The organism is Cohnella cholangitidis (assembly GCF_014107495.1).
Classification (GTDB): Bacteria; Bacillota; Bacilli; order Paenibacillales; family Paenibacillaceae; genus Cohnella; species Cohnella cholangitidis.
The window spans coordinates 829794-850468 of record NZ_CP041969.1 but is presented as its reverse complement, the minus strand read 5'-3'; the positions used below and the strand labels follow the sequence as shown (position 1 = coordinate 850468).

The 20675-nt window shown below is 48.9% G+C and carries 17 protein-coding genes; 16 read left to right on the top strand and 1 reads right to left on the bottom strand.

Annotation, left to right across the window (positions count from 1 at the left end; genetic code table 11):
• The first annotated feature begins 20 nt into the window (after positions 1-20).
• The 7 genes from FPL14_RS04240 to FPL14_RS04210 are packed head-to-tail and all read left to right on the top strand — an operon-like array spanning position 21 to position 9994.
• A complete protein-coding gene (locus FPL14_RS04240; protein WP_182301847.1) occupies positions 21-5666 on the top strand; it encodes a glycine rich domain-containing protein in 5646 nt (1881 codons plus the stop codon).
• Between the two features lie 52 nt (positions 5667-5718).
• The gene (locus FPL14_RS04235; protein WP_182301846.1) at positions 5719-6816 is read left to right on the top strand and encodes an S-layer homology domain-containing protein; all 1098 of its coding nucleotides are present in this window, start codon (positions 5719-5721) and stop codon (positions 6814-6816) included.
• Positions 6817-6834: 18 nt separating this feature from the next.
• On the top strand, positions 6835-7701 hold the full coding sequence (locus tag FPL14_RS04230; protein WP_182301845.1) for an S-layer homology domain-containing protein: 867 nt from the start codon (positions 6835-6837) through the stop codon (positions 7699-7701).
• A gap of 34 nt (positions 7702-7735) precedes the next feature.
• A complete protein-coding gene (locus tag FPL14_RS04225; RefSeq protein ID WP_182301844.1) occupies positions 7736-8704 on the top strand; it encodes a M23 family metallopeptidase in 969 nt (322 codons plus the stop codon).
• Complete coding sequence (locus FPL14_RS04220; RefSeq protein ID WP_182301843.1) at positions 8701-9381, top strand: hypothetical protein; 681 nt, start codon at positions 8701-8703, stop codon at positions 9379-9381. The genes FPL14_RS04225 and FPL14_RS04220 overlap by 4 nt, the downstream gene beginning before the upstream one ends.
• A 15-nt stretch (positions 9382-9396) precedes the next feature.
• Positions 9397-9648, top strand: coding sequence for a hypothetical protein (locus FPL14_RS04215; RefSeq protein ID WP_182301842.1), 252 nt, complete (start codon positions 9397-9399; stop codon positions 9646-9648).
• Positions 9638-9994, top strand: a complete 357-nt coding sequence (locus FPL14_RS04210; RefSeq protein WP_182301841.1) for a hypothetical protein — start codon at positions 9638-9640, stop codon at positions 9992-9994. The genes FPL14_RS04215 and FPL14_RS04210 overlap by 11 nt, the downstream gene beginning before the upstream one ends.
• A 3-nt stretch (positions 9995-9997) precedes the next feature.
• Here the strand turns inward: FPL14_RS04210 and FPL14_RS04205 are convergent, their stop codons facing one another.
• Positions 9998-10381 carry a hypothetical protein gene (locus FPL14_RS04205; protein WP_182301840.1) on the bottom strand — a complete coding sequence of 128 codons (384 nt, stop codon included), beginning with the start codon at positions 10379-10381 and terminating at the stop codon, positions 9998-10000.
• 209 nt (positions 10382-10590) lie between these two features.
• On the opposite strand from FPL14_RS04205, the gene essC reads away from it, so the two are divergent.
• The 9 genes from essC to FPL14_RS04160 all read left to right on the top strand — a co-directional run bounded on the left by essC (position 10591) and on the right by FPL14_RS04160 (position 20661).
• Entirely contained in the window at positions 10591-15219 is a 4629-nt protein-coding gene (gene essC / locus FPL14_RS04200) for a type VII secretion protein EssC (protein ID WP_229263772.1), read from the top strand.
• Entirely contained in the window at positions 15212-15463 is a 252-nt protein-coding gene (locus tag FPL14_RS04195; RefSeq protein ID WP_182301838.1) for a methyltransferase, read from the top strand. The genes essC and FPL14_RS04195 overlap by 8 nt, the downstream gene beginning before the upstream one ends.
• A 30-nt stretch (positions 15464-15493) precedes the next feature.
• A complete protein-coding gene (locus FPL14_RS04190) occupies positions 15494-15796 on the top strand; it encodes a WXG100 family type VII secretion target (RefSeq protein WP_182301837.1) in 303 nt (100 codons plus the stop codon).
• 33 nt (positions 15797-15829) lie between these two features.
• A complete protein-coding gene (locus FPL14_RS04185) occupies positions 15830-16132 on the top strand; it encodes a pore-forming ESAT-6 family protein (RefSeq protein WP_182301836.1) in 303 nt (100 codons plus the stop codon).
• A gap of 72 nt (positions 16133-16204) precedes the next feature.
• On the top strand, positions 16205-16531 hold the full coding sequence (locus FPL14_RS04180; protein WP_182301835.1) for a hypothetical protein: 327 nt from the start codon (positions 16205-16207) through the stop codon (positions 16529-16531).
• A 38-nt stretch (positions 16532-16569) separates the two neighbouring features.
• Positions 16570-17553: a glycoside hydrolase family 19 protein gene (locus FPL14_RS04175; RefSeq protein WP_182301834.1), complete on the top strand. Its 984-nt coding sequence runs from the start codon at positions 16570-16572 to the stop codon at positions 17551-17553.
• 26 nt (positions 17554-17579) lie between these two features.
• Positions 17580-18323 carry a polysaccharide deacetylase family protein gene (locus tag FPL14_RS04170; protein ID WP_182301833.1) on the top strand — a complete coding sequence of 248 codons (744 nt, stop codon included), beginning with the start codon at positions 17580-17582 and terminating at the stop codon, positions 18321-18323.
• Entirely contained in the window at positions 18320-19087 is a 768-nt protein-coding gene (locus FPL14_RS04165; protein ID WP_182301832.1) for a hypothetical protein, read from the top strand. Before FPL14_RS04170 ends, FPL14_RS04165 begins: the two co-directional genes overlap by 4 nt.
• The gene (locus FPL14_RS04160; RefSeq protein WP_182301831.1) at positions 19084-20661 is read left to right on the top strand and encodes an Mbeg1-like protein; all 1578 of its coding nucleotides are present in this window, start codon (positions 19084-19086) and stop codon (positions 20659-20661) included. The genes FPL14_RS04165 and FPL14_RS04160 overlap by 4 nt, the downstream gene beginning before the upstream one ends.
• The last annotated feature ends 14 nt before the right edge of the window (positions 20662-20675 follow it).

Here is a 20675-nt window from a genome sequence, read left to right as displayed (position 1 = left end):
GCTAGGGAGGAGGGGTTCTCGTGAAAAAAACTTTAACTATTCTGATGCTTCTCGCGATGTTGATGTCTTCGTTCTTGTCGCTTGTGCCTCCTTATGAGGTAGAGGCGGCAACCGTTGTCGGTACGTCTAAAATCATTTCTCCTGGCGGAAGCACCGGCCGAGGCGGGGGAGTTTGTCTTCAAGCACCCAGATTCGTAGGGTATCGAGTTTCGGTCATTAGCGAGACCTTTGCTGCCGCGAACCAGTTCGACGCTCAAACGGATACATCAGATCTCAAAATCGTGAATAAGGTAAAAGCTCAATTCAGCAATCACTTTCCCAAGCTGGAAAGTTCCATTATATTTATTCCTTCTTCTTGTTGGACGACGGATTCGGCGTATAGCTGGTGGAACGCTAGCTCGGGCGACCTCGTCACGATCGAAAGAGGGGAAAATAACAAAGTTGATTTCGACAAAAAGGTAAGAAAGATTGTGGAGTTTGATGGACCTTTGCCGAATCTATACTATGAGGGTTTAAGAAACAGAGTATCTATTGTTGCAGCGACAGGGGGAATAGACTTAAAGAAACTCAAGAATAACGGATGGAAAAATGTATTCAATTCGATAGGAGCCTCGGGGGCACCTAAAGTATGGAATTATATTCTGAAAGATGAAACTCAAATCGAAAAACGAATAGAAGAATATACATGTAAAACCTGTCTACTGACCGGTAATGCCTTAAAAGATTTAGAAGGGGACTTAAAATACGTCGATTTACTAATGACTTTATATGCTTTGTCGCCGGATGATCAGCGAGGCGAGTATGCCGAGGCGATCAACAGGTTTCTTGACGGTGTCGGATTGTCGGAGAAGCCGATTCTAATCGCTGTCGATACCGTTGCCAGGTTCAGCGCGCCTGCCCATTTCGATTCGAAGATGTTCATTCCAAGCATCGAGTTTGTACAGTGGATGCACGGGGGTACACCCAAGACCAACCTGAATTCTCCCGATTTTCCTGCCGGCGCCGCGAAAAGCGATACGAAAATGCTAATCAAGAAAGCGGCGGACCTAGCGATCAGGGAAATGCCTAACCGTAAGCGAAATACGGATTTACGAGGCGATGATTACCGGAATAACGGTTTCACTTGGGGTTATTCGGGCGTAACGGGCGACATCTTCCGTACGGACAGCGGGGTCGGAGTGTGGTCGGCTTCCAGCCTGAAGGGCATTATGCAGGCTTTGGAATTCGACGGTCCGGAGTATTTCGGATTTATTATCGCGGCTGGTTCCCACAATATAAAGCGAGTAGAATGCGAGTGCTCTCAAAGCATACGAATATCGAATAAGGCCGAGATCGAAGGAGAGGTTAAGGAGAAGATCGGGAAAAAATCGCAATTGCAAATCTCCATGAAAGAAACCGTAAAGAAGAAGCTGGATAATTGGACGAAATTATTGTCGAATACCAACGAAAGCAAATTAAAGATGAAAGTCAAATTGACGAGAAGCGGCGGAACGGGTAGTCCGATATGGTCCGCGGAAGACAGCCCCGAGCCTTCGGGCAGCTTCGTTAGCGTTACGAAAGCGGATCTTATGAATTATCTAAAAGGAACTCCATTGACGTATTACGACGATCTGACGAACTATTCGGTGCCGAAGAATAGTAAAGTAACGTTTGAATACAATGTGGAGATTTTTATCGAAGGCGTTCGCAATGATGGATCGAAGTACACTTACGAATGTTCGGATGGGGAACCCGATAGCGTTACTTTTTTTCATAAGGAAGATCCCCCCATCCCATTGATAGGCGAATATTTTTCCGCCCCTGTTTTTTGGTCCGAGATTAAGCAAGGGCAACCCGGAGCGGAACAGTTCGAGGCGATGGCGGGAACGCCGACGACGCGGAATCTGTTCTTCGCCTCGGGGGGGTCGGAATTTATCGTGGATATCGAAGTCGAATACGTTCCCGATGCAAGTACGGCCAGAAATTATACGTCCTTTTTTACGCCTGTTCCATGCGGATGGTCAATGCCGCCGATTCCGGCCAGCTACACGCAGGACGTTCAACCGCCAATGCCGACGCCTAGAACGGCAACGGACGACAGCGGTGCGACATTTACCGAAACGGTTACGGCAGTTAGCCGACCCTATGTCAAGGTGCCGGGAACGGAAACGACTCCTCCGGTAATGGGCACGGAATACGGATGGGTTCAAGCAGGGCACGTGCATACGGTCGGCGGTTACGATGATCATTGGTCGCATACGATGAACTACGATTATATGAAAATCAATAGAGTTCACGTGTGGAAGCTGAATAAATCGAGAGTGGACGGCATGGCGGAGTTAACGGATACGGAAGAATTTACGGCTTCGATCGTGCAAGGAGAGCCTAACGTATTCGCTAATATCGCATCGTCTAACACAAGCTCCGCCGGACGGCTTAGGTATTCCTTGGAGACGGAGCAGCATGACAACGTGGTTTGGAATGAAGGTCCGTCCGACAATACCCATGCCAATACGGATGCCGGGCCCGTCAAAGAGAAGGAGAAATTCGAGGAACGCCGGAATATGACGACGGACGTGACCGTGGTTTCCGACTTCTTGATCCTGCAAACGTCCAAGGGCGACCAATCGGTCATGTACTTTGAGAAGACGGGGCCTTCGAAAAAAACGACGGAAGATATCGACGTTCCTAAATCCAGCTTCGAAATCATGTGGACGAGCAATTCGTTATCCGCTGCGAAGTGGTCCAAAAAAGACACGATTGCTATCGGATCGTATAATGGACAATTTTACAACGTGAACGGCAAGTATTCGAGAGTCGGCGGATTAGGCACGGTTTCGACGGTGTTCGATTCAAAGCCGGCGGGCTTGAATAGACCCGCTCGGCCGTCCGCGCCTTTGAGATTGATGAATACGAATATCGATATTCCGGATACGAAGCGCAATGGAGAGTATGTAACCGGAGAGTCCCATGTTTTCTATGAATATCTTTCATTTCCTCAGAAGGGAAGCACGTTTCTATATGACACAGGATATCAAGGGGAATATGGAGCTCCAGGCGAGGAGTTCAGGTCCGCTTATTCGGATAGTCACAGCAAAGTAAACAACATTCTCGTTCATAATCCGGTCTCCGTCGAGGATGCGCGCGTCGTCTCATTGGCTCCTGGCAGAGACCAAAGAACGGCCGACGCGAAGCTGCTGGGCGGTAATTTGCAGCAACCGACGGTCGAATACGAGAAGAGGTTAAAAGAGGGATACGTATTTACGCCAAGTCCGCCCGTATACGAAGAACGGGAAATCGATAACCCGAATTATCTTCCTCCCGTTACGGGGGAAGTAAAGAATTATAATTATAGCGGCAGCGTCCAAGAGTTCGTGGCTCCTAGAAGCGGTCTCTACCATCTGGAAGCGTGGGGAGCTCAAGGGGGCATCGCTGTCGGCTCCGCTAGCGCGAATAACCGCGGCGGTTATGCAAAGGGCAGCGTTATCTTGTCGGAAGGACAGAAGCTTCTGATCTATGTCGGAGGACAAGGCGAGAGCGGAACGACCAACATAGACCAATGCGATTGCTTTAAGCAGCCAGGATATAACGGCGGCGGATACGGCATTGGCTCCGCGGGAGCGGGCGGTGGAGGCGCGACGGACATGCGGCTCGGCGGTTCGGCCATAGAAAACCGGATTATCGTCGCAGGCGGTGGCGGAGGCGACACGACCGGCAGCGGAGCATCCTATGGGGGAAACACGAGCAACCTTGGCAGTTTATTCGATGGAGGGGACGCCGAATCTTCGCGGCACGTATCCAGTTACCCGAACGACGAAGGAGGAGGAGGAGGAGGGTACTACGGCGGATTAGTGAATCATGGCGACGATCCGAAATGGTCCTACGGCGGCTCTTCCTACGTGTCGGGATCGCTTGCCGGCGCGGGAGTAAATGCCGGTAACGCGAACATGCCCGCACCCGGCGGAGGTTATCAAATCGGTCAACCGGGGAACGGTTACGCCAAAATAACCGTGCCGGATTTCCCGGCCCAAGGAACGCCTACGATTACAACGAAAGTGCTGGTTAGTCCGGCGATTACGGAGCCGCCGGAAGACGCTTACGAATATGTGGAGGTTCAATATCCGCCGGGAAGTCCGGTCGTTACGCCGGATGGCACGTTCCAAGCGGGAAATTTCATTAACCTCGATTACGGATTCGAAATATTCTTTCCGAATACCGGCGATTTCTACGGAAACGGCGCGCAAGGCCTTTCATACGCGAGCGAAATTACCGGCAAAGGCTTCGTAGATAATATGGATACGACCGAATGGACGCAGTCCAAGCAAGTGAAATTCGATTTCTACGTGAATTATAACGGGGAAACCTATTCGCCTGATGAGTGGATTGATTTGCCGGTTAACTGCGCGAGCTTTCGGTGCATCTACGATTTTTATGTGCCATTGGCAAATAGCGAAGCCATAAGCGCGTTGGTTCAGTTTCGTTCGTTCGCCATCAACTCCGACACGCCGGATTACACCGCGCCCAAAAATAAAATCAGATATGAAAACCTAGCCGCAAAGCATAGTTCGATTGGGAGCTGGAACATTGACGTCGTCGGGAGAATCGGCAACCTGGTAATCGAGGATACGGGAGATTTTAGATTCTCTAACTTGTTTAAGGAGCCTAAGGAGCCGACAGACTGGATAGTCAAAAATTTGGTCAAGCAGGTTGATCTCGGCAAACAAAAATTCATCGTCGGAGATACCGAAAATATTTTGGGCGAAGAAGCCGTTAGCGTGTACTACCTGGATAATTACGGGTTGCTTCCTTACTTGAGGCAGAAGCCGCTATCGTTGCCTTTAACTCCGGATCATAACAATATTCCGGCACTGCGAAGACAACCGGTGAGACTAGGTTATAACGTTCTGGCGGATATTCAAACGCTCGGCAATTATTCGGTGAATTACGTACAGATTGTTCCTTATTACTATCATCTCAATCTTACGACGGGAGCGGTTACGCCGGTAGATATTTACATGAAGGTTAACGGCTCTTACAAACCGATCAATTTATTCGGAGCTCCCGCTCAACCGAACTGGGACGCCATTAAAAGCAATATTTACGACTATGAATATTCCCTGGATTGGGATGCCGAGTTCAGTAGGCGTAATTATGCTGATGGGGAAGCCGCGAATACCATGAACGTTATTCATTCATTCTCGTATATCGACGATGGCGATAACTTGCATCAGTTCAAGAAGCCACTCGGAAGCCAGCATCTATTCGGGAATGCGCAGGTCATGACGTTAACCGAGCGTAATCGCACGTTCATGGGAACTTCGCGTACGAATGGGGCGAACAACAACCCGAGCAGCCTTATCGGGGAGCAATCGTTCGGGAAGCAAGGGCAAAGATGGCATTTCACTTACGGATTGCCGTCTTCGGCGGTTGCCGTAAAACAAGGGTTCAGTCCGATACAGGCTAATATCGAGGTTCTTAGGAATAACACTTCCGTGTTGCTAATGGCCGCGGATATTAAAGCGATCGGAGATACTTACGCGCTGCAGTATTCTCTTAAAGGGAATAATGGCGTAACCAAAATTGCAGGAAAAACTTTTGATTTCAGCGCTCTTCCATATCCTGTGCTTACCGTATTTTCAGGAAATCAGACGTCCGCGGGAGATCTCGACGTCAAGGGGACTCACTAATTTAGGGCATCGTTCGGCAGGCTGCCGGACGATGCCGATGGGGGAAACAGAAGTGAAGACGAGCAAAATTGTAATCGGGATATTAGCAGCGATCTTACTTATTTCCGTAACGCCAGCCTATGCGGAGTCCGCGGATATGCCCTCCAAATGGGCGCAAAAAAAATTGATGGAAGCGATCGCGGAGAATCTGGTACCTGAAAGATTGCAGTCCGATTATCAAAAGCCGATTACGCGCGATGAGTTCGCCGAACTGTTGGTTAGAACTTATTTTATGCACATTAAGGATCTAGATACGGCAGGAGGACATAATCTTGATTTTGATTACTGGACTCCGGAGGAAGTTCTGTCCAAAGTTACGATGGATGTAGAATTTGAAGATGCCAAGCAAGATTACGTAAAGCTGGCTTTCATCATCGGAGCGATAAACGGCATTACGGACACGACTTTCGCCCCGAACAGGCTGATTACCCGGCAGGAAGCCGCGGTGATGATCGTGAACGCCTATCATTTGCATATTCCCAACTCGTATCCGGGCGAAGAGAAATTAGGGTTATCGGACTTTAAGCAAATTCCGCTATGGGCCAAGCCTGCTGTAGAGATAGCGAAGTCACATGGATTCATGGATGGTGTAGGAGGTAGATTCGACTTTAAATCCAACATTACTCGGGAACAGGCAATTATGATGATGAGGAAAGTTTTTGATAAGAATTACGCTGGCGTGATACTTAGAGGGAACATAGATATTTTCGAGTATATGGATGATCTTCATTTCCGCGTGGGTAAGGATTACGTCAAAGTGGTGTACGAAGGCGATAAAGATCCAGATAACTGGTCTGAACTGGAAAATCATTTAATGGGAGCTTGGCTAGAAGACAGCCTGACCATGGATGAGGAATATGAAACGGGCAAAGCAATCATTATCAATTGCTTCAATTGGCAATTAATGGCGAAAGATTATACGGGGATATCCAAGGCTACGATAGCGGGAAAACCTTCGAAATGGGATTACGGTTACATGACGGTATCCACCTATAACGACGACAGTCTGCTGGAATTCAAATTCAAGCCGATTATCGGATACAGTTACGTTGGGGCCGGGTATGAGTATGGATATCCGCCCGTACCCGTCGAAGTGAAACAAATAAAGTAGACGATGAGGTGGAACTCGATGGCGAGGAAATTGTCGATCGTTCTGTTGGCGGGTTTCGCGTTGCTTTCCGTTACGCCGGTCAATGCCGCAATAGACGATCATCCTTCCAATTGGGCCAGAAAAGACGTTGACTGGATGATTAAGGAAGGGCTCGTACCCGAGCGGCTAAAAAGCGAATATCAGAGCAAGATTACGAGAGAAGAGTTCGCCGAAATCGCCGATCGGGTCATGCTGCGGATAACGCATTCCAACGAGAAACTGCACGTCGTGACTACGGAACAATCCTTCGCCGATACGAATGCGCAATACGTGACCTCCATGTTTGCGTTTGGCGTCGTTAACGGCGTCAAGGAAGAGACGTTCGAGCCTGACCGGGCCATCTCCAGGCAAGAGGCGGTCGTGCTTATGGCGAACATGCTGAATACTTTCAAGGTGGAAGGGTTATCGACGAAAGCGGCCGATTTTATCGACAAGGAAGCGATTGCCGGGTGGGCAAAGACATCGGCGAACATTTGTTATAACGCGAATATATTCCAAGGTTCGAAAAACGGAATGGAACCGTACCATAGCTACACGAGAGAGCAAACGATATTAACGATGAAACGATTGGTCGATTTCGTGAAAAAGGTAGACGGCGTATCGTTGCGCGGGAAAGTATTCGTGAAGTTTGAGGACATCGACGATATGCGGGTAGGCGCCAATTACGTCAAGATCGGTACGCCCAAGTCGAAAATGAATTACGAGAAGCTGATGAATGCCATTGCCGGGAATCTGACAAGCGAGACCAAGGAAGCTTTGAAATCGGGTCAGCCAACAACGGTTAGACAGGAGCGGTTGTTGTTTGAAACTTATGGGGAAGATTTTTTGATCAAAGTCTCTTGGTAAACGTCTCTCTGCAAGAGGAAAAGGGGGGATATCTTTGTTCAGAGCCATCTTGATCTTATTCATGCTACTCTTCATCGGGGGAACAATCGCCCATGCGGAGAAAGCATCCGTCTTGCTTAAGAAATACGGCATTTCCATCGACGACCCCGTGATCGAGAACGCGAAGTTGATCCTGGTCGAAGACGATTACTCGACCGCGCTATTCGCTGTCAATTCGAATGAGATGCTATCAGTGGCTTACGGTTTGCACGGTCGGAACTATGAAACGAAGCTGGCGGCGTTCGATCTCGACCTATACAACATTGACGATGAGCTGCGACAGACGGAGCTCTTGATGGACCGGAGCAAGGAGCAATCCGTTTCCTATGTCCTTGAGCTGGATGCGAAATATAGAACATTGCTGGCCAAGCAAGATAGCATACGGAATGCTAGGGAAGCTTTGGCGGAGCAGACTCAGCCAACGAAAATCGTAACAAGCGAAAATATCGAGCAGGACAAGCTCCGAATGGAGCAATTGGGCAAACAGGTGGAAACTCAACGAAAGAGGTACGAGAAGTCGCTCGACAATCCCGATCTGGGATATATCGAGAACTTCAAATCACCGCTTGAAATTCCTATTCGAGTCACCTCTCCTTATGGCATTCGGCTCGATCCAATCACAAGGGACGCCATGACCTTTCATAAAGGGATGGATATCGCGGCGCCGGAAGGTACCTATGTATTGGCTGCGTTTAATGGAGTCGTGGAAGCGGCTTCCGAGAACGAGTCGATCGGCCATTACGTCATCGTGAATCACGGGCGCGGGATTATGACCCTCTATGGGCATCTCTCGGAAAGCCTTGTCGAGAAAGGACAGCGAGTTAAGCAGTACGACGTTATCGCGAAATCGGGCGGCACCGGCTCCAGATCAACCGGCCCACATTTGCATTTCGGCGTATACATTAACGGAAGCGCGGTAGATCCCGGTGTTTTTATAGCAAATGGGGAGGGAGTGTCCGAATGATTATCGCATCGAAGGAACGATACATGCCCGTTGTCATCAATACGTTAGTCCTGACCAAAGGGGAATGGTATTTCTATATTCATAGGGACGTCTACGACCAGATGGTGATCTTGTCCGATCGTTTCGAGAAACCGGAATCGTTGGCCGAACTGATCGGAGGTTCGCGCATAAACGAAGAAACGGTTCGTTGGTTTTACGAGCAAACGCCGAAGCCGCTTAATATCCTGGCCCCTTACATTCAACTTATCGAAGGGACTATAGAGAAGGACATGGAATTGTGCTGCGGAGCGCTGCACGTGATCTCGGCAATGATCAACTTGCGAGGTTTCATTCTTAAGCCGCCAGAAGTGCGCAAGAGCGTGTCGTTTACGCTGTCGATCAAGGAAGAGTACGAATTGGCTTGGGAAAGCTTCTTCATGTCGGCGATGCCCTATGAGCAGCGGGATCTATTGACGCTATCCGCGCAACGACTGGCTCTGATGATGAACGGAATGTCCGGCAAGACGGATCTAGGCGGCGCAATAGGTGCCATCGGAGGCATCGCCCGTACGGAGACGCCTGTAGACGCCACGGGAGTACTCGAAGGCTATTCCCAATTAAGGGAACCGGATCTTGCTGCGACGGGTAAAGGACCTTCGGAAAAAGAAAAGAGCGCGACGAAAAAATTACTCATGTAACGAGGAGGAGCCGGAATGAGTTACGATGTGACGCTCGGAGAAGCGTTGTCGGGAATTGCCGACGAGTTGAACGTTTTATGCGAGGAGTCGGCAGAGCTCAAGGCGGTATACAACCAAGCCTCCACCGACACGGATTTAACGTTCATCAAGATTATCGAACATCGATACGAGGACTTGACGGAAGAGTTCATTAAGCTTTCGGAGCTCCTAGAAGAACTCCGCGTCAAGCTGAAAGATATGATGGAGGGGGTTTCCAGTGGGCGGTAAGACGAAAATTCTCGATCCGAAGCAAATCCGCGAACTCTATTCGGTAAGTCGCGCATTCGACCAGAGGGCGACCTCAAGCATGCAGACGATACACAAGCGGCTTGCCCAGATCATTGACCCCGCGTTCCAGAGCGGAGCGTTCTCCGACCATTACGCGGAAGCTCGCAACGCGATCATTCGCGTGGCCGAAGAGATCGCCGCAGCCAAGTCGTCGCTGGAAAGCACAAGCAAATTCGTTGAAGAAAAGCTTGCCGGCGCGGCTTACTTGGCCAAGGATGATCCGGGCGACGCCTCTATCGATTGCCCTACCGGCAGCATTCCGTACGATGTGAATTTGAAAAAGTAACCGCTATTCCATAAGCAAGAAGAAGAGGATTAACGATAAGCTGATGAAAAGCGACAACAGAATGATTATCGTCATCCTTACGACGTTGTATTTTCTGGTCGTCTTACGATAGCGTTCCTCGTAATCGAAGACGGTATCGCTTCTAGGAACGGCTACTTCCTCCCGGTACTCCCCGCACACCATGGCCAGCAGAAGCAATTCGTCCTCGGGGCTGATCTCGGCGAGATTTTGTTCGGTTGCGTTAACGATCTCGATCGTTCGGTCGCGGTTATCCCGGATGACGCCCATGCCGTTATCGCAAGCGAAATAAGCGAACGGTCCGGGCAAGACATGGCTCGCTCCAAAATGGGCGGCGAATTCCGCGGCGGTCAACTCGCTTGTTTTCATAGGGTCGACGTTCCTTTCTAAGACAAATTCTAACTATCCTATGAATATTTAGTTTTCTAATCCCGAAAGTCCTGCACAATTCGGCGTTTAATATCAAATAATTATAAAATTTACCCAAAATTTCCTGAATAATGTCGAAATATTCAGAATTGTATGATAGTTTATACGACAAATGGATTTGTTTCCACAATAAGGAGGGTTGCGAGAGCGTGCAGCTATCATTATTGAAAGAAAATGAATTATTCACCTGCGTCCTGCCAGAAAAACAAAAAGGTCAATATTGGGTAACGCACACCAATGCGCAAGGGTTCGAAGAAAGGGTCATTAGCGCGGAGGGCGTCGAAGGCAAGTGGATTCTGAAGTCGAACAAAAACGCGATCATCCAGGACCGGGGACATCAGCGGGTGAAAGAACTGGTTCTGGAAGCGCCTTGCTTCTATAGCTTAATCCTTAAAAAAACGAACGAGACGATCTGGTTATACTCGGAGCCTATCTCCGAAGACCGAAAGACGTTCGAGAAGCTCATCCTCCCGACGCAGGGCGAGATGGTAATCGGACGGGCCGACAATTGCGACATTCATTTCGCCAACAAATACGCCTCGTCGCGCCATGCGGAAATTCTCATTGCCGGAAGCACGCTGACTATCCAGGATTTGAACAGCTCCAACGGAACGTTCGTTAACGGAATAAGAGTGCAGAACAAGACGCTGAAGCCGGGAGACATTATTTATATCATCGGACTTAAGATTCTGGTAGGACAAGGCTTCATCGCGATCAACAATCCGGACGGCCAAATGTCTTATAAGCAATCGGTGCTTAGGCCATTGGTTAAGCAAGCTGCGATTCCGGCGGACGACGAGGACGGCGACGACGAGGACGTCTCCGTGAGCACTCCGTTTTACCGCTCGCCGAGATTCAAGAAAGACATTGCCAGCAAGGAAATCAAGATAGATCCGCCGCCGTCCTTGGGGAATCAAGAACAGACGCCGTTAATGCTGATGTTGGGTCCTTCGCTCACGATGGGAATGTCCGCGGTATTCATGGGCATCTTCTCGTTGCAGAACGCGATGAGCTCGACCGGGAGCGTTAAGAGCGCCATGCCGACGTTGGTTATGTCGTTCAGCATGCTGATCGGGACGATTCTGTGGCCGATCTTGACGAGAAAGCACGAGAAGAGGAAACGGATCCAACGGGAGAAGCTTAGACAGGAGAAATACAGGGCGTACATAGACCGGATGAGCCAGGAGATCGCCAACGAATGCGTCCGCCAAAGCCAGATCCTGCATGAGAATCACGTGACCGTCGATAAGTGCGTCGAACGTATCAAGCTCCGGCAACGGAACTTGTGGGAAAGAAGCCACGGTCACAACGATTTCCTTAAAGTCCGTCTCGGCCTAGGTCAGCTTCCGCTTCAGGCGGATATCAAATATCCCGAGAGAAGGTTCACGCTGGATGACGACGATCTGCAAGACGCGTTGTACAAATTGGCCGAACAGCCAAAAGTACTGGAGCAGGTGCCGGTCACTCTAAGCTTGATGGAGGATTGGAACAGCGGCTTTATCGGCAACCGGACAAGCATCACCGACTTAATCAAAGGAATCATTCTTCAGTTAGTCGCTCTGCATAGCTACGACGAATTAAAGCTGGTGTTCATCTACGACAAGAAGGAACAGGACGTCTGGGATTTCGCCAAGTGGTTGCCGCATATCTGGAACAGGGAACAAGGAATCCGTTTCTTGGCAACAAGCGCGAGCGAGGTGAAAGAGCTGGCGGCGTTCTTCGAGAAGGAGATCGCACGGCGCGAAGCTATATCCAACGACGAGGAACTCGCCGAGATAAGTCCTCATTATGTCGTATTTGCTTTAAATAAGAGCTTAGCCGCCAAGGCGGAGATGATCAATTCCATCTTGAAGCATAAGAAAAACTACGGATTCAGCGTCGTATACCTCTATGACGAGTTGAAACAGCTGCCTAAGGAATGTTCGATGGTCGTCGAATTCGGCGGCGGCATATCGAAGATTTACGATAAGGACGACATTACGGGCAAACATATCGCTTTTCAGCCGGACTTTTACTATAAGCACAACGAGCATGATCTGGCGGTCATCCTAGCGAACACGGAACTGGATTCCGCGTCGTCGTCTTACGTTTTGCCGAACATGTTAACGTTCTTGGAGATGTTCGAGGTCGGCAAGATAGAGCACTTGAACGCCTTAACGCGCTGGAAGGAGAACGATCCGACGGTTACTTTGGAAACGCCGATCGGGGTGGATACGACCGGAGAGAAGTTCAAGCTCGACCTGCACGAGAAATTCCACGGTCCGCACGGCTTGATCGCGGGGATGACAGGCTCTGGGAAAAGCGAATTCATCATGACGTTTATTCTATCGCTCGCCGTCAACTACCATCCGTATGAAGTGGCGTTTATTCTAATCGATTACAAAGGCGGCGGAATGGCCAATGCCTTCGCGAACCTGCCGCATCTGGCGGGCACGATCACGAACTTGGACGGCGCTGCGGTAAAGCGGTCGCTTATCTCTATCCAGAGCGAGCTGAAGCGCAGGCAAGCGATCTTCAGCGATACCAGCAAGCAAGTCAATATCAGCAACATCGATATATACAAGTATCAGAAGCTCTATCGCGAAGGTCAAGTTACGGAGCCGCTGCAGCATCTGTTCATCATCTCCGACGAATTCGCCGAGTTGAAGACGCAACAGCCGGAATTCATGGAGCAGCTCGTCAGCGCCGCGCGGATCGGCAGAAGCTTGGGCGTGCATCTAATCTTGGCTACTCAGAAGCCATCCGGCGTCGTGGATGATCAGATCTGGAGTAACAGCAAATTCAGAATCTGTCTCAAGGTGCAGGAGAAAGCGGACAGCATGGACGTCATCAAGCGCCCGGACGCGGCGGAGTTGTCGGTTACGGGAAGATATTTCGTACAGGTCGGCTTCAACGAGCTCTTCGATCTCGGCCAGTCTGCATGGGGCGGCGCTCCCTATTATCCCGCGGACCGCATCGAGAAACATAGAGACGAGAGCATCGCGGTCGTCGATAACCTCGGACGTATTACTAAGCAAGCCAAGTCGGATAAACGAAGGGCGATGTTCCGCAATCCGCCGAAGCAGATCGACGAGATTAATAAGTATTTGTCCGCCATCGCGGAAGAAGAAAACATACAGGTTAGGCCGTTATGGCTGGAACCTATTCCGGATATGATCGTCGTCGACGAATTGAAAGAGAAGTATAGTTTTCCCGATTCAACGCCGTTCGTGCTTAACCCGCTTATCGGCGAAGTCGACGATCCGACGACGCAAAGGCAATTTCCGATGACCTTTCCATTAACTAGGGAGGGCAACGCCATTATTTACGGCTCGGCGGGCAACGGAAAGACGACTTTCCTCACTACGTTGACCTATGCGCTGATCAAGAACCATACCCCGGCGGAACTGAATTTGTATCTGCTCGATTTCGGTTCGGAGACTTTAGGCGTATACGCCAAGGCTCCGCATGTCGGCGACGTGTTATTGTCGCATGAAACGGAGAAGATCAACAACTTTTTCAAGATGCTGTACCGTGAGGTCGAATCGCGCAAGAAGCGGTTCTCCGAATACGGCGGGGATTATCAGTCCTTTATCCGGGCGAGCAGCGACAGTGAGAAGCTTCCTTCGATCGTCGTATTCATTCACAACTATTCCGCTTTTGCGGAAACTTACGAAGACAAGGAAGAAGCGATTTCTTACTTGACCCGCGAAGGCTTGAAATACGGATTGTATTTCATTCTAACCGCATCTAACACCAATGCCGTAAGGTACAGAATATTACAAAATTTCAAGCAGCTTTACGTGCTGCAATTGAACGATCCAACCGACTATTCGAGCGTGCTCGGTAACGTCGAAGGGCTGTATCCTTCCAAGTATAAAGGCAGAGGAATATACAAATCGGATCGCGTCTACGAGTTCCAGATCGCCCATGTCGACCGCGATTCCGAACGAATGTTCGACTATCTGCGGAATTTCAGCGAAGAGCGCAAGCGCGAATGGCAGGCGCCCGGCGCAACGAAGATTCCGATTCTGCCCGACAAGGTCAACGTGCTCGAACTAGAGAACGAGATCAAGACTAGAAGGGAAACTAGAGTTCCGATCGGAGTCGACAAGAACAGCCTGAAGGTCGCGTATTACGATTTCAACCAATCCTATATCAATCTCGTGCTGTCGCAGAACAACGATAATCCGAGCTTTATCCAAGGATTGGCCGAAGTATCGGCCGCGAAAGAGACATCGGACATCGTCGTGCTCGACCCGGATGGTCATTTCCGGGACGGAAGTTCCGGTATGGAGTATAAGTATGTTTCTTCTCTATCGGAGTTGGACGACCAGATCGGACGGTTATTTCAAACATTGGTCATCAGGAACAACACATATAAGGAAGCTATTGAACGAGGAGAACAACCTCCGGTTTTCGAGAACTTGACCTGCATTATCAGTTCCTTGTCTTCCTTGATGTCCAGAATATCCGAGGATTCGAGGGACAAGCTCAAGGTCCTGTTCGAGAAAGGCGAGACCCAGTACAAGGTCAGCTTCGTTCTGTGCGATTCCGTTTCCAGCATTTCCGCCGTCGCTTACGAGAATTGGTTCACGAGGAAGGCATCGTTGAGCGACGCGATCTGGATCGGCAACGGAATTTCAGAGCAATACCAACTGAAGATCGCGAAAATGACAACGGACTTGTACCAAGAGATTGGTCAGGATTTCGGCTATCTGATCTCGAAGGGCAAACCCGCTCTCGTGAAGCTGTTAACTTCGGTGACCATGGAATCGGAGGTGGAAACCGATGGATAAGATTATCGTCGAGATTTTCCTGCCATCGATTAACCAGAAGTATGACGTATTCATCCCGATCACGCTAAGGCTGCATGAAATCGAGGCGCTCTTGATCGGAGCATTCGTCGAATTGTCGGACGGTTATTTCGTCGCATCGCGCAACGCGATTATCTGCGACATGCAATCCGGCACCTTGCTAGATATTAACAAATCAGCCATGGAGTTAGGTCTCTTCAATGGCTCCCGGCTGATGTTAATATAATAAACCCAATCTGAAAGGAGCAAATCAAACATGGCTAGAACGATTGTAGTCGATCCATCCAAACTTGAATCTGCATCCCAGAAAATGGACAGCCAATCCGCGGAATACGAGAAGCTGTATAACCAGCTTTTCAACGAAGTTGACGGAATGGCCGCTAACTGGAAGGGCGCGGACAACGTCGCGTTCGTATCGCAGATCAAAGGTTTCCAAGACGATTTCCAGAAGATGAAGCAGCTGATGAATCAGTATTCCGAATTCCTGAAAAACAGCGCGAAAACTTACCGGGAAACGCAGAACGAAACGATTAATCAAGCAAAACGGTTAACGAACTAATCAGCGAACTAATCATGAAAGGGGAGTTATTCAATGGCTAATGATGGAATCAGTATTTCGTTAGGCGCGGTCGCCAAATCGGCGTCTACGATCAGAAACTTGAATACAAGTTTGAATTCGAGGTTGGACGAGATCAAGAAGGAAATGGGCAATCTGTCTTCCACTTGGCAGAGCGACGCTTCCAATACGATCAGGAACAATTTCAACGCGTTGGCGCCTAGATTCGAAGAGTATCAGAAAGTAATCGAATCGTACGCGAAGTTTCTGGATAACACCGTGGCGAATTACGAAGCTGCCGAGAATGCGATCAACAGCAATGCAAGCGCGTTTAAGTAATCCTTGCTAGTCAATTTGGGGGCGTTAAAGGTGCCCCCAAGTTGTATTTTCACCTTCAAGGGAGGAATAAGGATGGGCGTTAACGTCGGCTTGGCCGCCTCTCAAGCTAGCGCGATGAATCAATACGCATCGACGCTGAGGGATATCAATAACAGCTTGAAGCAGTACCGCGCGAATCTGAATTTAGCTTGGCATTCAGATGAAATGGTCTTCGTCAACCAAGCGATTGACCGTTTGACGAACGAGATTATCATCCTTAGCAGGGAGCTGGAGTCGTTAGGCAGCGATATCGTTAGCGTAGCCAACGAAATCCATCGAGAAGAAGAAGCGGCGAGGCAAGCGGCCGCGGCGGCTGCGGCAGCCAGGGCTGCCTTCTACTATAATCCCATTCGTAAATAGTACGCATCTATGAGGTTCCGGAGAGGTGTTGAACATTGATGTCAATCAAAGTACAAACGGACAAGGTTAGAAACATAAACGATGCTGTAAAGCCCGTTACGAATAAGCTTTCTAACGCGAGAATAGCGCTCTCCGCCTTAAAGTCGAATGTTGACCATGGCGTTGCCGCAAGAAGGAATATCGGCTCCAGGTTGGCGAAAGCGGATAAAGACTTGAATGCGATCCATCTTCGGGTACAAGCTTTGGAGACTTTCATCGAACAAGCGATGTCCAGGTACGACAAGACGGAAAATCAACTGGTGGAGAAAGGGAAACTTGCTGGGATAAGCGGCAAAGCTGTAGTTATGGACACAGTCCCGTTGCGTGCGAAGAGCGCTTCAACCCAAACGACGCAAGTACGAGCGAATGCAACTGCAGCTCCCGCCGGCAGCGGCGCGAAGACCGATTCTAAATCGGCCGACACGAAAACCGCGGTAACGAAGACGACCGAAAAAAAAGTTTACGTGACCGCGGATCAATTGAAGAAGCTCGGATGGGACAAATCGAAGCTTACGGAAGCGATGCTTGCGGACTTGAACGCCTGCCTGGCTAGATACAATATCACGACGCCGGCAAGAATCCGTCATTTTATCAGCCAATGCAGTCATGAATCGGGCGCGGGCAAATGGCCCAAAGAATTGGCGAGCGGTAAAGCCTACGAGAACAGAAAAGATCTGGGCAACGTCAACAAAGGAGACGGTCCGAAATATAAAGGCGCGGGCTATATCCAACTGACCGGCAGAAGCAATTACCAGGCGTTCGCCAAAGCGATGAACGACCCGAAAATCATGGACGGCGTAGATTACGTAGCCAAGACATACCCTTGGACTAGCGCGGGCTTCTGGTGGGACAAGAACAATATGAACGCCCTATGCGACAAGGGAGCGACGGTTAAACAGATCACGAAGCGAGTGAACGGCGGCTATAACGGTCTGGAGGACCGGGAAAGCTACTATAACAAGTGCGTAGAAATCTTCAAGTAACGACAGGCGACAAGGGGGAGACCATCTTGATTAAGTTATTGCTGACTTTATTTATCCTAACGACAACGATCATATCGGAGCCGTTGTCGTTTCCAGCATTACGGAAGCATGATCGACTCTACGAAGTAACAAGCGAAACTTATCGGAATCAAGATCTTATCCTCAGTTATCCGCAAATAATCGGCCTTGGCGATCGAGCCAAAGAGCAGGCGATCAATAAGACGCTGAAGAATGAAGCACTTAAGGTGGAGTCGCTTTATGCGGACGCCGATGAGAACTTTCATTTAGAAATGAAGTATGCCATTCAAGCACAAACCCCAAAATACTTGAGCGTTATGTATTCGGGAACGAGCGTCGTGCCCGATGCCGCTTATCCAACGAATCTATTATTTACGACTAATATCGATATCCTTACCGGAGAGCGGATGAAACTTTCGGATATTGTCGACATAAATGCAAGTTTTATCGAGAATTTCAAGAAAGGCAAATACAAACCATACGATCCCGAATTGCAGATTGAGCAAGAGATCAAGGAATCGATGAATGAGTATAGCGACGAAAATTGGGTTTCATTTTTCGAACACGCCGACGATCTAGGAGAGGAGAACGCCATGAATGTTTTCTCCTATCTGACGGATGACGCATTAGGGATAAGCTTCGGCGTCCCTCACGCGATTGGCGATCACGCGGAAGTGGAAATCGCTTATGAAGAGTTAAAAGGAATTTTGCATGAACCGATAGATCCTCGCAGCGGGGAGCGAAAAAAATGAAAATCTTGAAGGCGGTGCTCGTATCCATGATTCTATCTTCATTATTATCCTTGATCGGCTGCACGGATAGAGACAAGAAGGCGATCGAGAAGATCGAACAACATTTGCAAGAAAAGTACGGCGAAGAATTTGTCGTGGATGCGATCGGCGGGGGGTATGGAACGCTGACGAACAATATGCTAAAGGCTAAGGTTTATCCGACATCGAATCCGGACGAACTGTTCGATGTCGCAATTTCGAAAGATGGTAAATCGGTTTTGGATAAATACATGAATGTAATCATGCTTGATAAGATTGAGGATTATGCATTTGGCGTGTCCAATTCTGTATTTAATGAAGAGATCATCGTTAGAGCTAGAGTAGGTCAACGAGGAATATCTTTTCCGGATGCGACTTTGAATAACAGGGAAATGAACGTTGAGGATTACATTATAGGTAATACCGATTTGGACTTTGCTACCGATGTTTTTATTAATACGAACTCAAAGGTCGATGCGAAGGCTGGAGCGTCTGCAATTGTCCAAATTGCCGAGCAATATCAGGCTTATGGCATTATTAATGCTTTTATTACTGTTTACTACACGAATTCGTCGGAGTTTAGTGAAGTTATGGCGGGATATGAACGAGATGTACATCCTAAAGAGTATTTTGAAAGAAAAAACATGAGTTATAAATCGATGTATGTTTATTTCAATTCGTACACCAAGATGGATAGCATTGAAGAAGTCGCCAATCGAATCGCTTCCAAAGAGGTGATTTTATGAGTGCGCCTCTTTCCGAGATCGATTTGAAGATATTATCGGACTTGGTTTATCTGGACATCACGGGAAATACGGAATTGGAAAATCTGTACAACGAAAATAATCTTACGGTAGGAGATCTCGTAACTCACTACAAAAACTCCTTAGATAAAGGAATCGATGGCGTTCAATTCAAAACGGAAGCGGACTACAACGCCTTTAAGGAATTGACCGACAAGTTATCCGATTCCTCCTCGAAATTTTACGATTGGAAAATCAGCAACAAGCAAGACAACAATGCAACTACGGGATTTGTCGCTTACACTTTCGAGCCTCCCGGAGATGGCGGAAAGGCTGTCGTCGCTTTTCGGGGTAGCGAGGATATAGGCAAAGTCGAGTATCGGAACGACTGGATTAACAATTTATCTTCTTGGTACGAGGATGCCACGAAGCAGCAAAAAGATGCAGCTGTCTATATAAACGACGGGCATTTGGATAAATACAAGGATATAGAGGTAACCGGGCATTCGCTGGGAGGGAATCTTGCGCTGTATAGCACGATCACTGCGGATTCCGGCATCCAGGATAGGATAACGCAGACTTATACCTATAACGCGCCTGGATTTAACCAGGAATTCATCGATCGCTATCAGGGTGCCATTGACATAATGAAACCGAAAATGCACGAATATCAAAACCAGCATGATATGGTTTCCTCGCTTTTCCATAACCCGACGGATCCGATCATCGTTAAATCCACCGCTAAGGATCCTAAAATTTATAATTTTGATAATCACGGTCTGGGATTCATGGCGATGGAAGACGGAATGCTGGCGATAGCGGAAAAAAAAGATTTCGCCTGTTTCGTCATTCGGGATCTTACCCAGCAAGCAGACAAATTACCTAACTTTATTTCAAAAGGGATATCTAATGTAGCGGTTCAGATCTGGACGGGGCAAATGAGCAAAGCCGAAATGGTAGCGATGGCTGCGGCCGTAATCGTTCCCGCTGCGGCAATGGTCATCGTACTAGGCCCTGCCGTCACGATTACCTTGGTTGCCGTCGCTGCCGTTAGTTATCTCTTGCCTCTGGTTATTGAATATTACGTCATGCCGTTTATAAATGATGTCGCTGCCAGGGCCAAGGATTTCGGCAAGCAAATCGCTAAATTCGTAGGCGATCAGCTCGAATCCGCTTTCGACTATGTACAGGACAAGTACCGTCAATTCAACGATTTCCGCAACCGGGTGCTGGTGGAGGTGGAAAATTTCTTCGACGGCATCGGCAACGCGATCGCAGGCTTGTTCGGCGGGGGCAGACGCAAGGATTACGACGAGGCGATTAACGTGAATACCGCGATGCTCAGAAACTTTGCCGCTCGTTTGAATATGATCCAGAACAAAGTGCAGCAGGCGGATCGCAGAATCAGCACGCTCCGAGGTCTAGTGGACTTCGACGAAATGCTGCCTCTACTATGGCTCGACATGCAGTTTGGTTTCGATTATGAGCTCAAGGCGTGCATGGACTTCTTGAACAAAACGGCGGACAGGCTGGATCAATGCGAAGGATCGCTTGTGCAAAAGGCTCATGCGTTCTAGCTGCCGAAGCGTGT

Bases quoted from the DNA above. Each gene is read 5' to 3' on its own strand.
- FPL14_RS04230 (WP_182301845.1), top strand. From the start codon at position 6,835: ATGGCGAGGAAATTGTCGATCGTTCTGTTGGCGGGTTTCGCGTTGCTT.
- FPL14_RS04185 (WP_182301836.1), top strand. From the start codon at position 15,830: ATGGCTAATGATGGAATCAGTATTTCGTTAGGCGCGGTCGCCAAATCG.
- FPL14_RS04180 (WP_182301835.1), top strand. From the start codon at position 16,205: ATGGGCGTTAACGTCGGCTTGGCCGCCTCTCAAGCTAGCGCGATGAAT.
- FPL14_RS04205 (WP_182301840.1), bottom strand. From the start codon at position 10,381: ATGAAAACAAGCGAGTTGACCGCCGCGGAATTCGCCGCCCATTTTGGA.
- FPL14_RS04160 (WP_182301831.1), top strand. From the start codon at position 19,084: ATGAGTGCGCCTCTTTCCGAGATCGATTTGAAGATATTATCGGACTTG.
- FPL14_RS04220 (WP_182301843.1), top strand. From the start codon at position 8,701: ATGATTATCGCATCGAAGGAACGATACATGCCCGTTGTCATCAATACG.
- FPL14_RS04195 (WP_182301838.1), top strand. From the start codon at position 15,212: ATGGATAAGATTATCGTCGAGATTTTCCTGCCATCGATTAACCAGAAG.
- FPL14_RS04215 (WP_182301842.1), top strand. From the start codon at position 9,397: ATGAGTTACGATGTGACGCTCGGAGAAGCGTTGTCGGGAATTGCCGAC.
- FPL14_RS04190 (WP_182301837.1), top strand. From the start codon at position 15,494: ATGGCTAGAACGATTGTAGTCGATCCATCCAAACTTGAATCTGCATCC.
- FPL14_RS04175 (WP_182301834.1), top strand. From the start codon at position 16,570: ATGTCAATCAAAGTACAAACGGACAAGGTTAGAAACATAAACGATGCT.
- FPL14_RS04165 (WP_182301832.1), top strand. From the start codon at position 18,320: ATGAAAATCTTGAAGGCGGTGCTCGTATCCATGATTCTATCTTCATTA.